Origin of the sequence: Lacticaseibacillus camelliae DSM 22697 = JCM 13995, assembly GCF_001311195.1 — a bacterium.
In the GTDB taxonomy this organism is placed as follows: domain Bacteria; phylum Bacillota; class Bacilli; order Lactobacillales; family Lactobacillaceae; genus Lacticaseibacillus; species Lacticaseibacillus camelliae.
In genome coordinates this window covers 1-14,780 of record NZ_BBAJ01000056.1, presented here as the reverse complement: position 1 = coordinate 14,780, position 14,780 = coordinate 1, and the positions used below count along the sequence as shown (strand labels likewise).

The following is a 14,780-nucleotide window of genomic DNA, read 5'->3' as shown; positions in this document are numbered from 1 at the left end:
GGTGCAAGAGGCCCTGGACGAAACCGCGGACGGGGGCGTCGATTCTACGCCTTAAAGGTGGCATGCCGCTGCCTGAGCTGAGCGATGTCGGGCCGGCACTGAAGCGCGTTGACATCGGTGCCACGCTGAACGGCAAGGAGCTGGCGCAGCTCACACGGGTCTTGCGCAGCGTCAGCGCGGTGGATGATTTTTTAACTGACCTCACTGACAAAATTGAACTGCGGCGCGTGTACACGCTTCAGCAGCAGTTGACGGTCCTGCCTGAACTGGAACGGCGCCTGTATACAGCAGTGGACGAAGAAGGCAACCTGACCGATGAGGCCAGCGAGACGTTGCGGACCGTTCGCAATCAGATTCGGCAGCTGGAGGCCAACATTCGCAGTCGGATGGATTCTTATATCCACGGCAACATGGCAAAGTACCTATCCGATCCGATCATTACCTTGCGCGATGACCGTTTTGTTCTGCCGGTGCGGTCCGATTCACGCGGTCAAGTCGCCGGCGTTGTGCATGATCAAAGTGCTTCTGGTGCGACGTTGTTCATCGAGCCCCAAGCCATCGTGGAGATGAACAACCGGTTGCGCGAGGCGCAAATCGAGGAGCAGCAGGAAATTGCGCGCGTGCTGGCGGAGCTCTCCGCAACGGTTGCGCCATACAGTAAGCAAATCGCCCGTAATGCGGCGGTGCTGGGCCATTTCGACTTCATCAATGCCAAGGCCCGCTATGCCCGGGAAATCAAGGCGACCGAGCCCCTCGTGTCGCCAAAAAAATGAGGTCGACATCCTCCAGGCGCGCCACCCGCTGCTGGACCCACATAAGGTCGTGCCTAACGACATCGTGATCGGCAAGGACTATCAGGCCATTGTGGTCACCGGCCCGAACACCGGTGGGAAAACCATCACGCTGAAGACTTTGGGGCTCTTGCAGCTGATGGGCCAGGCGGGCCTGTTCATTCCGGCAGCCGAGGAAAGTACCATCGGTGTGTTCTCGGACGTTTTCGCCGACATCGGCGATGAGCAAAGCATTGAGCAAAGCCTCAGCACCTTTTCCGGTCACATGGCCAACATTGTTGACATTCTTGACCACCTGGACGATCAGGCACTGGTCCTGTTCGATGAGCTGGGGGCTGGGACCGATCCGCAGGAAGGCGCGGCGCTGGCGATCGCCATTTTGGACGAGGTCGGCACGATTGGCGCCGACGTGGTTGCAACGACCCATTATCCGGAGCTGAAACTTTACGGTACAACACCCCGGGCACGATCAATGCCTCGATGGAGTTTGATGCCGCGACTTTGCAGCCCACGTATCGGTTGCTGATCGGCGTGCCGGGGCGGTCAAATGCGTTTGATATTTCTCGGCGCCTTGGGCTGGACGATGCGATTGTTGACCGCGCCAAGTCGCTGATCGCAGATGACAGTCACGACTTGAACAACATGATCGCAGATTTGGAAAGTCAGCGCAAGGCCGCCGAAACGGAGTACAAAGCGGCTCGGGCAGACACGGATGCGGCCCAGAAACTGCTTGCTGATTTACAGGCTGCTTACACCGCCTTTGAAAAAGAGCGCGAAGCTCAGCTGGCCAAGCGCGTGACCAGGCCAACGTGATGGTGGAAAAGGCCCAGAAGAAAGCCGACAAGATCATCCGTGATTTGCGTCAGATGCAAAAAGCTGGCAGCGGCAGTGTGAAGGAAAATCAGCTGATCGCCGCCAAAACTGGCTTGAAGCAGTTGCATCAGGATCAGCCGCAGCCTAAGAACAAGGTGCTGCGCCGTGAAAAGAAAAAGTTGGCGCTGCACCCTGGCGACCGTGTCCGGGTGCTGTCTTATGATCAAACCGGTGATTTGCTAGACCAAGTAGACAAGACGCACTGGAACGTGCAACTGGGGATCTTGAGGATGAAAATTAAAACCTCGGATCTGGAAAAGGTCGCAGAGCCCACGGAACAAGAACCCAAACGGCGTGTGGCCATTGTCAAGGGCGGGGCGGCCAGTGGCCCTGATACCACGCTGGATTTGCGCGGCGTGCGCTACGAGGACGCCATGGCGCGGCTGGACCGTTATATCGATTCGGCGCTGTTGGCTGGGTATCCTCAGGTCACCATCATTCACGGGCTTGGAACCGGGGCAATTCGCAACGGGGTGACTGAGTACCTGCGTCGCAATTCCCAGGTGAAGAAGTTCGGCTTTGCTCCGCAGAATGCGGGCGGCTCCGGCGCGACCATTGTGCAGTTTAAGTAGTTAATTGCAGGCAATTTAGTTGAATCCGCTTGACGGTCATGCTACAATGGTTACGAATAGTAAGAGGACAGGCGATAGCGTAGTTTGAATTAGACGAGGAGGAATCGTTATGGTTAAAGTAGTAAGTGATCAGGATTTTAAGCAGGAAACCGACACCGGCGTCACCTTGACCGACTTCTGGGCAACTTGGTGTGGCCCTTGCAAGATGCAGAGCCCAGTGATCGAGTCGCTGGAAAAGGATCGTTCAGACGTTAAGTTCACCAAGATGGACGTTGACCAAAACCCTGAGACCCCAGGTGCTTTTGGCATCATGGCCATCCCGACCTTGATCGTGAAGAAGGACGGCGAGGTCGTTGAGAAGCTGGTTGGTTATCAGACCAAGGACCAGCTCAACAACGTCTTGGATAAGTACACGAAGACCCCGGCTTAACCGCCAAAAAAGTCTAGGCAGACGCGATGTGCGCTTGCCTAGACTTTTTAGTTTAGCGTCTATTAGGGCTCATAACTGCAGCGATGTTGGCGAGACCGGTTGCTCGGACTTGGGGTCAAGGGCCACCGTCAAGTCGACCTGGCGTTTGTGGGCATCGACGCTCGGGTTCGCTTCCACCACAATGCCGAGGATCTGCTGCAGACTTTGGGCGAGAAAGCCAGCCTCGAGGCGGAAGTCGGGATGGTCAAAGTTGGCGATGCGCGTTTCCACGACGGTGCCAGTCAGCAGGTAATGACGTTCCTGTTTCTTAGCCGTTGTCGGCGTCAACGTCCCGAATCCCACCTGAGCGAACAGTTTAGTCAGATCCTCTTCCGTCACAGGCAGTTTACGCGCCAAATCGCGCCCGGCCCAGTAGGCAATGTTGGCAGTTTCCTGGCCAAGCAGGTCCGGCAGCAACAGGTCACGCAGCATTAGCTGGCCGAATAATGGCCCGTCTGCCTGCATCGACAGTAGATCTTTGTATGTTCCTTTGGCCATGAGCACCCTCCTCAGGCAGCGCCTAGGCGCCGCATTCCTTTTCAGTATAGCGAAATTTTTCAGGGAAAAACAGCGTAGACGGCACCGTCTTGAAATTTTTATCGGATAGCCGCACAATAAAGGTTCAGAACTTTTCAGACGGAGGCAAATAATGAACAACCAACCTATTGGGTTCATCGATTCCGGCGTTGGCGGCTTGACCGTGGTCAGGGAAGCCTTGCGCCAGTTGCCCAACGAAAGTGTCGTGTTCCTCGGCGATCAGGCCCGGCTACCGTATGGTCCGCGACCGGCCGCCCAGGTGCGTGAATTCACCTGGCAAATGGTCAATTTTCTACTGCAAAAGCACATCAAGATGCTAGTGATCGCGTGCAACACCGCCACTGCGGCGGCGCTGCCCGATGTGCGGGCCAAGCTGGATATCCCGGTCGTCGGGGTGATCGTGCCTGGTTCCCGCGCCGCGATCAAGGCAACGAAAACCAATCACATCGGGGTCATCGGTACGGAAGGTACAGTGCGCAGCCACGCCTATGCCGATACGATTCACGCAAGGCCGCTCAGGTCACAGTGACCGAGCTGGCCGCGCCTAAATTTGTGCCGCTGGTGGAATCAAACGAAATGACTTCGCCGGTGGCTAAGCGCGTGGTGGCGGAGACCCTCAGGCCGCTGCTGCACCAGGGCATTGACACGCTGGTGATGGGCTGCACGCACTATCCGTTGCTGCGGCCGCTGATTCAGAACGTGATGGGCGATGACGTGACGTTGATCGATTCCGGCGCCGAAACGGTCAGCGAGGTGTCGATGCTGCTTGACTACTTCGGCTTGGCCGCGGATGGCAGTCAGCCGGCGACGAATCAGTTCTACACCACAGGTAACGCTAAAATGTTCAACCTGATCGCCGGTAACTGGCTAAAGCTGAAAGTGGCGGCGAGCCGGGTCGTCATTGATCAGGAACCGACTGATGTGCAGCCGGCAGCGCTCAAAACGGTGGTGATTGCGTCTAAAAACCAGGGCAAGGTCAAGGAGCTGGCCGCGATGTTTGAGGCGGACGGTCTGACGGTCAAAAGTTTGGCTGATTTTCCGGCCGTGGCCACAGTGCCTGAAACCGGCAAAACGTTTGAAGAAAACGCGCGGCTCAAGGCTGACGGCTACGCGAAGGCCTTAGAGCTGCCAGTGGTGGCGGACGATTCGGGTCTGATGGTTGACGCGCTGGATGGCGCTCCTGGGGTCTTTTCCGCACGCTACGCCGGTTCAGGGCACAATGACGCGGCCAATAACGCCAAGCTGATCGCCAACTTAGCCGACATTCCGGCTGAGAAACGGACGGCAACGTTTCACACGACGCTGGTGTTTGCTAAACCTAACCGACCGGCCGAAGACTTGGTGGTCGATGGCAGTGTCCAGGGCCGCATCACCGGCGTCCCGCGCGGTGATAACGGCTTCGGCTACGACCCGTACTTCTACCTGCCAAAGCTGGGTAAAACCATGGCAGAATTGAGCCAAAGCGAAAAAAACCAAATCAGCCACCGCGGCAACGCGATGCGCGCGCTTGAGGCCAAGTGGCGAGACTGGTACAAGGAGGACTAAGAACGTGAAACTGGTCGCAGTGAGTGATACGCATGGGGATCATCAGATCCTCGAGGACATTTTGACGCAGCAACCAGAGGCCGATGCTTACCTTTACGCTGGTGATTCCGAGTTTGCGGCCGACGACCCGATTTTCAATCATTACCAGGCCGTGCGCGGCAACATGGATTTTGACCAGGGCTTCCCAATGACGCGCACGCTTGATGTTGCGGGGCTCACCATTTTTCTGACCCATGGCCACCGGTTCAGTGTTGGCTTCACCCTGAAGCTGCTGATTGAGGCGGCCGCAAAGGCGAAGGCGCAAGTGGCAATTTTTGGTCACACGCACCAGTTGGGCGTGGAAATGCATCAAGGCATTCTAGTGCTGAACCCTGGCAGCATTAGTCAGCCGCGCGGCGAATTTGCATCGCTTGGCGGCACCTACGCTGTGATTGAGGCGACTGATGCGCAGTTCACCGTGACGTATTACCTGCGAAATGGTCAGCCGGCGCCAGAGCTCACCCGCCGGTTCGGTCGTTAGATTCCAGTCAATGAAAAGCGCCTGTTGCCAGTGAATTTCACCGGCAACAGGCGCTTTTGGGTGGCGTGTCGATTGGATTAAGACCGCTCCCATTTAGCCGCGCAGAAAGACGCTCTTGTACAACAGTACCGCGCAAATGGCGGCGAGGATGGGGGCAACCACAGGCACCCAGGCGTAGCCCCAGTCTGATGAGCCTTTGTGCTTCAGTGGCAGCAGCGCGTGCAGGATGCGAGGGCTGAGGTCACGCGCGGGGTTCAGCGCCGGTCCGGTGGGGCCGCCAAACGAAGCGACCAGGGTCCCGACCAGAAAGCCCAGGGCCATGTGCGCGGTGCCGAGGTTATTCTGGAAAAATGGCGCCTTGGTGATGCCGAGCGCACCGAAGAAAAGAATGAACGACCCAATAAATTCATTGACGAAGCCGTTGAGCTTGCTCGAGGTGGCGTTGATGGTCGAGAACGTTCCCAAAATGTGCCGGGGATCAGTCGTCAGGTCGTAGTGCGGCTTGTACGCCGCCACCACCCAAAGCTGGCCGAACATGGCGCCGGCAAACTGGGCGAGCAGGTAAGGGACGACTTCCGCCCACGGAAACATGCCCGCAACGGCTAGGCCAATCGTGAACGCCGGGTTGATATGGTTGCCTGAGATCCCGCCAATCATCATCGCCGGGATCATGACGCCGGCGCCATACCCCACAGCAATCAGCATCCAGTCGGAACCGTTGCCCTTGGTCCCTTTTAAGTCCACATTGGCGACTGAGCCATTGCCCAGTGCAACCATAATGGCGGTACCCATGAACTCTGCGAAGAGTCGGGTCCAAAGATCGTAAGTCATTTTACTGCCTCCATTGAATTTTCTGAAAATTGCAGTGACATGCTGTCTAGTTTATCAAGCGATAAGAAAATAGTAAACAAGGTTTGTGAATAATGCAAGCGGTTTCAACTAATGAAATAACGCACAAAGCAAAACTGTCTGAGACCAATTTCACAAACACAACCTGGACTAACACAGCAAAATGAAAGAAAAACGGCATTTTTTTGAAAATGCTTTCACGAATTTCTTGGATCCAGAAAAATAACGATGTTGCGCGACTCTTTGCCCCTAAATCACCTGATAGGGAGTATACTGACATTGGAATCAATCTAATTAGGACTGCTGTGTGGGGACAGCGCTTTGGAGGGGTGAGCAATGAAAGTTGTGATTTTTTCCACCTGTATCGTCGACCTGTTTTTCCCCAATGTCGCAAGGCCATGGTGGAGGTGTTGGAACGGTTCGGCTGTGACACCGCAATGCCAGTCAAACAGATCTGCTGCGGGCAGCCGACGTTTAACTCCGGCTACGTCAAGGAGACTCAGCCGGTTTTCAAGAACCAGATTGATGCCCTGCTGAGCATTGATGCGGATTACATCGTGGGGCCGGCCGGTTCATGCGTCAATATGCTGCGGGAGTTCCAAGTCCAGTTGAAGGACGACCCTGAGTACGCTGAAAAAGCAAAGCAGGTCGCGGCCAAGACCTGGGAGTTTTCTCAGTTCCTTTACCGGGTCTTGGGTGTGCTCGATGCCGGCGCTGAGTTGGCTGCCACGGCGACCTATCATCGCTCGTGCCACATGACGCGATTGTTGGGTGAACGCACCAGTCCATCTGTGCTGCTCGATCACGTGAAGAATCTGAAGATGGTACCGCTGCCGCACCTTGAGAATTGCTGCGGCTTTGGCGGCTTGTTTTCCGTCAAGGAGCCTGAGATCTCCAAGCAGATGGTCGACGAGAAAGTCGACGATGTGATCTCGACCGGTGCCAGCGTTCTAATTTCTGCCGACCCAGCGTGTTTGATGAACATCGCCGGCCGGTTTAACCGGCGCGGCGAAAAGATCAAGATCATGCACATCGCCGAAGTTCTCAATCACAACGTCGATCCAAGCCGGATCAAGTACGCGCCGGCGGAAGACCGAGATGAGCTATACGCTGGTGGCTACAACCAGGGTTACACCCAAAGTGATGTGAAGAAGGAGGTGGGTGCATGACCATCAAAACCTCAGACGAGCCGTTCTTGACCCGTCTTAAAGAATCCGAACAGGACAAATTTATGCAAAAGGCGGTGGCCAAGGCTCAAGACGCTCAGTGGGATAAGCGCACGGCTGCGCGCAACGAGCTTGGCCACTGGGAGCAGTGGCGAGATCTGGGCGAGCAGATCCGCCAGCATGTGATCCGTTATCTGCCGGATTACCTCGAGGAGTTTGCAGATAACATCGAAAAGCGCGGCGGCCACGTCTTTTTTCGCCAAAACCGACAAAGAGGCCAGTGACTTCATCAAACGTTTGGCGGAAGAAAAGCAGGTGCACCACGTCGTTAAGTCCAAGTCGATGGTGACCACCGAAATCGATTTGGATAAGGAGCTGCTGAAGATTCCAGGCCTGTCCCTGCTGGAAACTGATCTGGCGGAGTTTATTTTGCAGGAGGACGACTGGGACGAACCGACTCACATCGTTTTCCCAACCCTGCACAAGAATCGCAATCAGATCCGGACCATTTTTCAAAAGCTCGGCTACACCGGCGATAATGATCCGCAGCACCTCGCCCGCTTTGCCCGCAAGTATCTGCGTGCCTCGTTTCTGAAGGCCGACATGGGCATTACCGGATGCAACTTCGGCGTAGCGGATTCCGGGCTGATCAACCTGGTCACCAATGAAGGCAATGCGGATTTGGTCATGGCGATTCCGAAGACCCAGGTGGTCGTGATGGGGATGGAGCGCCTGGTGCCAAGCCTTAAGGAGGCCGAGGTACTGGACAATATGCTGGCGCGTTCGGCGGTCGGCCAGAAGTTGACCTCGTACTGCAGTTTCTCTACGCGCCAGGTCAGCGGCGAAAGCGATGGGCCTGAGGACTTCTACGTAGTGATTGTGGACAACGGCCGCAGCAACGCGCTGGGGACCCCGTTTGAGCCCGTTCTGCAATGCATTCGCTGCGGCGCCTGCCTGAATGTTTGCCCCGTTTATCGCCACATCGGCGGTCACGGCTACGGCTCGATTTACCCAGGCCCAATAGGGGCGGTGTTGTCGCCAGTCCTGCGCGGTTACGAACAGTTCGGCGATTTGCCGTTTGCCTCGAGCCTGTGCGGGGCCTGCACCGAAACTTGTCCGGTTCGCATTCCGCTTCATGAGCTGCTGATCAAGCACCGGGAAGTGATGATGAACAAGCTGCACACGGACAAGTCGTTCAACAATGTGATCATGAAGGGCATTGGGGTCGCGACCTCGACACCGGCGATGTTTCGCATGGCCCTGACGGCCGATCACGTGGCCATGGCCCCGCTGACGAAGCACGCCCCAATCACAGTCGAAAACGAGTACCCGGAAGGCATCATCAGAAAAGCACCGTCCATGGCCAAGGGCTGGACCGATGTGCGAGATCTGCCGGAGATGCCCAAGCACAGTGAGAACTTCCGGAGCTGGTTCAAGCAGCACCACAAGGAGCAGGAGGCAAAGCAAGATGACTGAGCGTGAAGCATTCTTGGATGGGCTCGCAGCCAAGTCGGGTAGGCCGCGGCACCAGCTTCAAGATCACCCGCTGGTGCCAGTGAATGATTTGCCTGAGACCACGCTGGCGGACAAAACCCCTGCGGAACTGGCGGCGCTGGCCAAACAAAACAGTGAGGCCGTCCACGTGAGGTACCAGACCACGAATACGGCGGGGCTGCCGGCTGCTTGATGCGTTTATTCAGGCTAAGGCGGCGAAGACCTTGCTGCTGCCGACCAGTGACGCTTACCAGCGCTTTGGCCTGGAGGACTGGCGCCAGCAGGTTCAGCCGGTCCCGACCTATTGGACTCCAGGGGCGGGCCGGGAGGCGAACTTGAAGGCGGCCGCAGATGCGGACGCGGCGATTGGGTTTGCCGACTTTCTGCTGGCGGAATCCGGGACAATCACTGCGGCAACGACGCCGGGGCAGGGGCGTGCGTTTCATTTTCTGCCGACGCATTACCTGGCCATCATTCCGGCCAGTCGCATCGTCGCCCGCTCGCGCCAAGCCGCCGACTGGTACGATGGCGAAATCAAGGCGGGGCGCCTTCAGACTTCCAACATCAATTTTATTACCGGCCGTCTAACTCGGGGGATATTGAGATGGTGCTGATTGTCGGGGTGCACGGGCCGTTGGACATGACCTACCTATCGTGACCGACCGGTAAAACAACAGGTCGGATGGACAATTGAATTGTCTGCCGGCCTGTTATTAATTTCTTCACACAGATTAAAAAGCCGCAAAGGTCAGATCATGGGAGTGCTTTCATCACGTGATTCCGGTAGAATAGAGCCGTACTGAAAAGGAGCGATTCTATTTGATCAATCAAGTGATCGACCACATGATGACCCAAAACCGCAGCCACTTCCTGATTCCTGGGGACATGATTGCGAGTGTGAACGAGGACAATTCATTGCGCCATGCGTTCCTCGTGCTCACCAAGGTGCGCTACGCCAAGATCCCGGTGCTGGACAACGATGACCACTTCAAGGGGCTTTTATCGCTGCCGATGATCACGGACAAAATGCTTGGCCTGGACGAGATCACGGCCAAGCCTCTGGATGAGTTCTGCGTGCGCGACGTGATGGAAACTGGCGTCACGACCATCGATGATCCGTACAACATTGAAGAAGTCCTTCACGCGCTGGTGGACAGTGCCTTCCTGCCAGTGGTGCAAGATGATGGGACGTTCACCGGGATTGTGACCCGGCGTGAAGTCATGAAAGGGATCAACTACATCGGCCATAACATCGACAAGCAATACGCCATTACGGCTAAAGAACCAGCGGCGACACATCATTAAAATAACTAAAAGAATCGGCCCTTTCAGTCGATTCTTTTAGTCGAAACGGCGACCGAGAATCGCTAGGCTGCGCCGCTGGCCGTCCAGTTCGGCGACGCCTGGCAGCAGTCCCCACTCGGCAAAGCCATTTTTTGCAAACAGGCCCAAACTGGGCTGGTTGTGGGCAAATACGAACGCGACCAGCGCCTGCAGCTCGAGTCTTGGCAGCTGGGCAAACACATAAGTCAGCGCCTGTTGGCCAAAGTGTTCATGGTGGTGGTGTTGGTCAATATAGATACTGATTTCGGCGGTGTGACTGTAAGCTGCCGGCCGTAAAAGTCTTCCAAACCAACCCAGCCCACGTCGTTCCCGTTTTCCTTCATCAACCACAGTGGGCGCCGACTGGGGTCAAACGCGGCAAACCATGCCTGACGCGAGGCCACACTGACCGGCTCTAAGTCGGCGGTCGCCAACCGGCCGGGGATGCTTTGATTATAGATAGCGACCACGCGAGGCAGATCCTGCAGGGTCGCCAATTCAAAATTTAACGTCAATACCGACACCACCTTCCGTCTTGGCTCGATTATAGGAAAGCAGCGGGTAAAAGAAAAGACGTCCATCCAAAAAGCTCTCCGCAAGTAAGCGAAGAGTTCGTGACAAGCGGGTTAGCCAGGGGCTGATGCAATACGCCGTTTATTTGGCCGCGGGCCGGTCCAGAAATAAGGTTGCCAGAATGCCGACTGCTGCGCTGGCTAACACGAGGACACCGGCGCCAAGTTGGCCGCTTGCCGGCCAGTAAGGCTGCAGTTCGGTCTCAATCAAGATGAGGACAGCAGCCAGCACAATGCCGATCACCGCGTAGTACACCTGCGCCTCATAGCGACGCAACAAGGCCTCCATGATTTTGGCGATGATGAGAAGGCCGACGATCGCACCAACTATGAATGGCACGAGCAGCATTGCCGTGTTCAAGTGCTTCCACAGCCCCTCCCAATTGCCCGCGAGCAGCGCCTGGAGCGCCGGCCCCAGCGCGGCAACGGCGTTGTACACGGTACCGTACTGGTCGATCACCATCAGCATGATCGATCCGGAAATGCCGGGAATGGCCATTAAGGCGACGGCAAAGACACCAGCGAAGGCCATGGTCAATGCATCCTTGGGCCCGCTGAGGTGAGTCAAGGCAATCAAGTTTTCCGGCTCTGTGCCGCCAAGCTGCGCTAGTCCGTAAATCAGTGCAAAGCCTAGGACTGGCAGGAGCAGGTACCCGGCGCGAAAGGGCACTTGCCGCACTTTTCGCCAAACGAAGGGGCCAATGCCGAGCACTAGGCCGATGAAAAAGCCGTAACTGGCTAGCGGCCAGGCCGTGGTGACCAGCAGCACGGCTCGGGTCGAAAGCAGTACGCCTACCACTGCCCCGAGGGTGACCGGCACCAGCAGTTTGGTGTGTTGCCTGGGGGCCTCACGAAAATGGTTGATGGCCGTGAGCAAGTGGTCGTATAGGCCCACAACGACGGCGAAAATACTGCCGGAAAGGCCGGGGATCACAAGCGCGATGCCGATCAAGGCACCTTTGATGACGTTGATCAAGGGCAGTCCTCCAAGAATTTATTTGGTGAGCGTTAAGGGCGCGCTGGGCAGATCGATACCCGCCTTGTGCAGCGCTTCGATGTAGGCGGCGAGAAACTGCCGTTGGACGGCCAACTGCTCCCCGTTTTGGGTCAAGAACTTGACCTGGTACGAGAAGGTACCATTGGCGCTTGCAGTCAGGCCCAAGATCTCCGGTCCTTGCCGAATGGCTTTCACCTTCGGCACCAGCGTGTCGTTCACTTGGTCGATCACCTCGCGCACGGTGTTTAGATCCGCATCGGCACGCATCGGCAGGCTGACCAGCGCCTGCATGTTGCTGCGCGAGAGGTTCGAGACAATGGTGATATTGCGATTGGGAATGTAGTTGACCGTGCCATCGTAGCTTTTAACGATCGTGGTGCGCAGCCCGACTGCCGTCACGGTGCCGGTGACCTCGCCGAGGCGGACCGCATCACCGACGTCGATCTGGCCCTCAAGCAAAATGAAAAAGCCGGTCACCACGTCTGCCACGAATCCCTGCGCACCCAGGCCCAACGCGATGCCAACAATTCCAGCGCCGGCCAGTAGGCTGCCCACCGGGACCCCCAGCACGCTGAGGACTGCGTACAGGTAGAAGAAGAAGACGGTGTAGCCCAACACGTTGATACTCAAGGTGTGCATGGTCTTGGCCCGCGTGCTGGAAATACCAGGGCGGCTTGTGTAGGATTTAAAGCCGCGGTTGATCAGGCGTTTGCCGATGCTGTTGACTAACAGGAACAAGACGCTGAACAAGATGATTTCTAGCGTGGTCCCGAGGACTTTGTCTAGGATCTGACTCCAGTCGATCCGCTGAAAGTAGCGCACCCAGGCGCTTGGCTGGGTGGTCATGGTGGTGGTCAAAAATAAATGCTTCACGTTATTCGCTCCTTGTGTTCCTTCTAGTGTACCAAATCGCGGTGGGCCACGCCTAGGGCCAGGGGGTGTACTCGCACAGAAACTTAGCGAAACGTTTGCCGCGCCTTACTAATGATGATATTCTAATTGTATACGCATGCAGAGCTTTTGTATGTTAAAGGAGGGTGTTGCATGTCAGGAGCAGAAGTTGCCGGCGTGATTGCCGCGGTCGCCTTTTTGATCATCGCCTTGGCGGTTGCCATCATCGCGATTCGCCTGTCCGGGGTGACCAAAGAGATCAAGCAGACGGTTACGGAAGTGAACCACACACTGGATACCGTCAACGGTGAGATCAAGCCATTGACGAACGAAATCGAGGCACTTTTGACCAAGTCCAATGTGCTGTTGAACGATGTCAATGGCAAGGTCGCAGCCATCGATCCCGTGTTCACGGCCATTGGTGAGTTGGGTGAAAGCGTGTCTGACTTGAACACCTCGACGCGTAACTTGGCCGAAAAAGTCACCAGCGGGGCCAAAAGCGGCGCTAAGGTGACCGTGGCGGCCAAAGTTGGTCAAAAGGCAATGAACCTTTTTACAAAGAACAAAGACACAGAAAGTAAATCACATTAGGAGGCATTTCTATGGCAAAAAAAGAGTCATTTCTTTTTAGGTTTTGTTTTAGGCGCAGCCAGCTCCCTGGTTGCAACGTACCTGTTGACACCACAAAACAGCGATGAGCTGAAGGAAAAGTTTACTAAGACCAAGGATGACTTGGCTGACCGGGCGGCGGACTACTATGACTACGCCAAGGACGCCACGGCGGAATGGCGCGAATCTGCTCAGGGCGTGGTTTCTGACTTAAAGGAGAAAGCTGCTGCAAAGGCGGATGACGGTGACGTTGCCAGTTACGACGACGCCACGCAAGCCTTGAAAGATCAACTGACCGATGCGCCGGAAACCGCGAACTCGGATGCCTTTGACGACATTGTGCTGGACGCAAGAGCGCTTTTGCCCAGGCCAAGGATGAAGCAGAGAAGGCGGACGACGACGGCGTTGAAGACGCCAATGACGCGGATGCCGATGCGGATCTGGCAGCAGCCAGTGCTGCTGATGCAGCCGCGGCCAACGACGAGGATCCGTCGCTGCCAACCGAGGACGACCAGCCGCAAGCCTAACCGATCAGTGCGTTAACGCAAGCCGCCCAGGCAACCTGGGCGGCTTTTTGCGTCCGTATAAAAAGCACCTGCAGGCCGCTGCCCACAGGTGCTCGTTATATAGAATTACTTTGAAGCTTTCTTGGAATCTTTAGCTTCCTTGCGCACACGCGCATGTTCTGCAACTTGCTCGATGTGCTGGTGCATCAGCTTCAACATCAGGTCATTCGGCAGACCCATTTGTGGGCTCAGCGCACGTTCGATATCAGATACAGGCATAATCTCTTTCCTCCTCGTTCCTTATTTTTCATCATAACCATAACGTGCTAGGTCGAAATGTGCAAATAATAAATACATTAGTTTTCATGTGTTTACAAAATGAACACAAGGGTTTAATTCAGAATGCACGAAGGCCTTCGCAGTGGCCTTTCTAAAGGCTTCACAAGCCTCCGCTAAGCAACGGTAAATGCGCTGTGCTTAGAATCTCATTTTTGCCTCATCGTTTATTTGATGCTTAAATTCCGCGGTATTTTCACAACCAGTCGCGCTTTCAATAACATTTTTGTGATTTCACTATTGTTTGGTGGGAAACAAAACGCTCGGCGTTTGCGCCGAGCGTTGAATTAGTCGATGACGGTGAATTCCTTTGGCGTGTGGGTGAATGGCTCGCAACCGGTTTCGGTGACGTGCACGCAGTCTTCAATGCGGACCCCGGCCACGCCTGGCACATAGATGCCGGGCTCAATGGAAAAGCACATGCCAGGCTTCAGCTCCATCTGGTTGCCAGCCATGATGGACGGATACTCGTGCGTTGACATGCCGATGCCGTGGCCAAGGCGGTGGTTGAAGTACTCACCATAGCCTGCCTTGTCAATGATGTCACGGGCAATCTTATCGAGCGCTGCTGCCCGCATGCCTGGCCGGACTGCGGACTGCGCCGCGAGCTGGGCCTCGAGGCAAACCTTGTGCAGCTCCTTGGCTTGTTCGGAGACGCTTGGCCAAACGCGACGGTGCGGGTGGCGTCACTCATGTAGCCATGATTGTCGGTACCGAGGTCAAACAGCAC

At 56.0% G+C, this 14,780-nt stretch carries 10 protein-coding genes and 7 pseudogenes; 10 read left to right on the top strand and 7 right to left on the bottom strand.

Features of this window, described 5'->3' with window-relative positions:
• Together JCM13995_RS09880 and trxA are read left to right on the top strand one after the other, a co-directional pair.
• Positions 1-2,236: pseudogene (locus JCM13995_RS09880) on the top strand (endonuclease MutS2); the annotation flags it as partial.
• 109 nt (positions 2,237-2,345) lie between these two features.
• Entirely contained in the window at positions 2,346-2,666 is a 321-nt protein-coding gene (gene trxA / locus JCM13995_RS09875; protein ID WP_054665174.1) for a thioredoxin, read from the top strand.
• Positions 2,667-2,735: 69 nt separating this feature from the next.
• On the opposite strand, the gene JCM13995_RS09870 is transcribed toward trxA, so the two are convergent.
• Positions 2,736-3,203: a DUF2507 domain-containing protein gene (locus JCM13995_RS09870; protein WP_054665171.1), complete on the bottom strand. Its 468-nt coding sequence runs from the start codon at positions 3,201-3,203 to the stop codon at positions 2,736-2,738.
• Between the two features lie 151 nt (positions 3,204-3,354).
• Between JCM13995_RS09870 and racE the strand changes: the two are divergent.
• Together racE and JCM13995_RS09860 are read left to right on the top strand one after the other, a co-directional pair.
• A pseudogene (racE, locus tag JCM13995_RS09865) lies at positions 3,355-4,787 on the top strand (glutamate racemase).
• A gap of 4 nt (positions 4,788-4,791) precedes the next feature.
• The gene (locus tag JCM13995_RS09860) at positions 4,792-5,307 is read left to right on the top strand and encodes a metallophosphoesterase (RefSeq protein WP_054665166.1); all 516 of its coding nucleotides are present in this window, start codon (positions 4,792-4,794) and stop codon (positions 5,305-5,307) included.
• Positions 5,308-5,400: 93 nt separating this feature from the next.
• On the opposite strand, the gene JCM13995_RS09855 is transcribed toward JCM13995_RS09860, so the two are convergent.
• The gene (locus tag JCM13995_RS09855; protein WP_054665163.1) at positions 5,401-6,138 is read right to left on the bottom strand and encodes an MIP/aquaporin family protein; all 738 of its coding nucleotides are present in this window, start codon (positions 6,136-6,138) and stop codon (positions 5,401-5,403) included.
• A 354-nt stretch (positions 6,139-6,492) separates the two neighbouring features.
• Between JCM13995_RS09855 and JCM13995_RS09850 the strand changes: the two are divergent.
• From JCM13995_RS09850 to cbpB, 4 genes and pseudogenes are all read left to right on the top strand, one after another.
• Positions 6,493-7,325 (top strand): annotated as a pseudogene (locus tag JCM13995_RS09850) ((Fe-S)-binding protein).
• Positions 7,322-8,798: pseudogene (locus JCM13995_RS09845) on the top strand (LutB/LldF family L-lactate oxidation iron-sulfur protein). Before JCM13995_RS09850 ends, JCM13995_RS09845 begins: the two co-directional pseudogenes overlap by 4 nt.
• Positions 8,791-9,474 (top strand): annotated as a pseudogene (locus tag JCM13995_RS09840) (LutC/YkgG family protein). The pseudogenes JCM13995_RS09845 and JCM13995_RS09840 overlap by 8 nt, the downstream one beginning before the upstream one ends.
• Positions 9,475-9,635: 161 nt before the next feature.
• Positions 9,636-10,121, top strand: a complete 486-nt coding sequence (gene cbpB, locus JCM13995_RS09835) for a cyclic-di-AMP-binding protein CbpB (RefSeq protein WP_054665160.1) — start codon at positions 9,636-9,638, stop codon at positions 10,119-10,121.
• A 36-nt stretch (positions 10,122-10,157) separates the two neighbouring features.
• On the opposite strand, the pseudogene JCM13995_RS09830 reads toward cbpB, so the two are convergent.
• The 3 genes and pseudogenes from JCM13995_RS09830 to JCM13995_RS09820 all read right to left on the bottom strand — a co-directional run bounded on the left by JCM13995_RS09830 (position 10,158) and on the right by JCM13995_RS09820 (position 12,581).
• Positions 10,158-10,654, bottom strand: a pseudogene (locus JCM13995_RS09830) (GNAT family N-acetyltransferase).
• Positions 10,655-10,793: 139 nt separating this feature from the next.
• Complete coding sequence (locus JCM13995_RS09825) at positions 10,794-11,687, bottom strand: DUF368 domain-containing protein (RefSeq protein ID WP_054665157.1); 894 nt, start codon at positions 11,685-11,687, stop codon at positions 10,794-10,796.
• An 18-nt stretch (positions 11,688-11,705) separates the two neighbouring features.
• Positions 11,706-12,581 carry a mechanosensitive ion channel family protein gene (locus tag JCM13995_RS09820; RefSeq protein WP_225350836.1) on the bottom strand — a complete coding sequence of 292 codons (876 nt, stop codon included), beginning with the start codon at positions 12,579-12,581 and terminating at the stop codon, positions 11,706-11,708.
• Between the two features lie 171 nt (positions 12,582-12,752).
• Here JCM13995_RS09820 and JCM13995_RS09815 point away from each other — a divergent pair, with 171 nt between their 5' ends.
• Both JCM13995_RS09815 and JCM13995_RS09810 read left to right on the top strand, forming a co-directional pair.
• On the top strand, positions 12,753-13,190 hold the full coding sequence (locus JCM13995_RS09815) for a DUF948 domain-containing protein (RefSeq protein WP_054665154.1): 438 nt from the start codon (positions 12,753-12,755) through the stop codon (positions 13,188-13,190).
• 84 nt (positions 13,191-13,274) lie between these two features.
• Positions 13,275-13,751 (top strand): YtxH domain-containing protein, encoded by a 477-nt coding sequence (locus tag JCM13995_RS09810; RefSeq protein WP_263849645.1) that lies wholly within the window; start codon positions 13,275-13,277, stop codon positions 13,749-13,751.
• A gap of 89 nt (positions 13,752-13,840) precedes the next feature.
• On the opposite strand, the gene JCM13995_RS14585 is transcribed toward JCM13995_RS09810, so the two are convergent.
• The gene (locus JCM13995_RS14585; protein WP_156314429.1) at positions 13,841-13,993 is read right to left on the bottom strand and encodes a hypothetical protein; all 153 of its coding nucleotides are present in this window, start codon (positions 13,991-13,993) and stop codon (positions 13,841-13,843) included.
• 344 nt (positions 13,994-14,337) lie between these two features.
• Positions 14,338-14,780: pseudogene (locus JCM13995_RS09805) on the bottom strand (M24 family metallopeptidase); the annotation flags it as partial.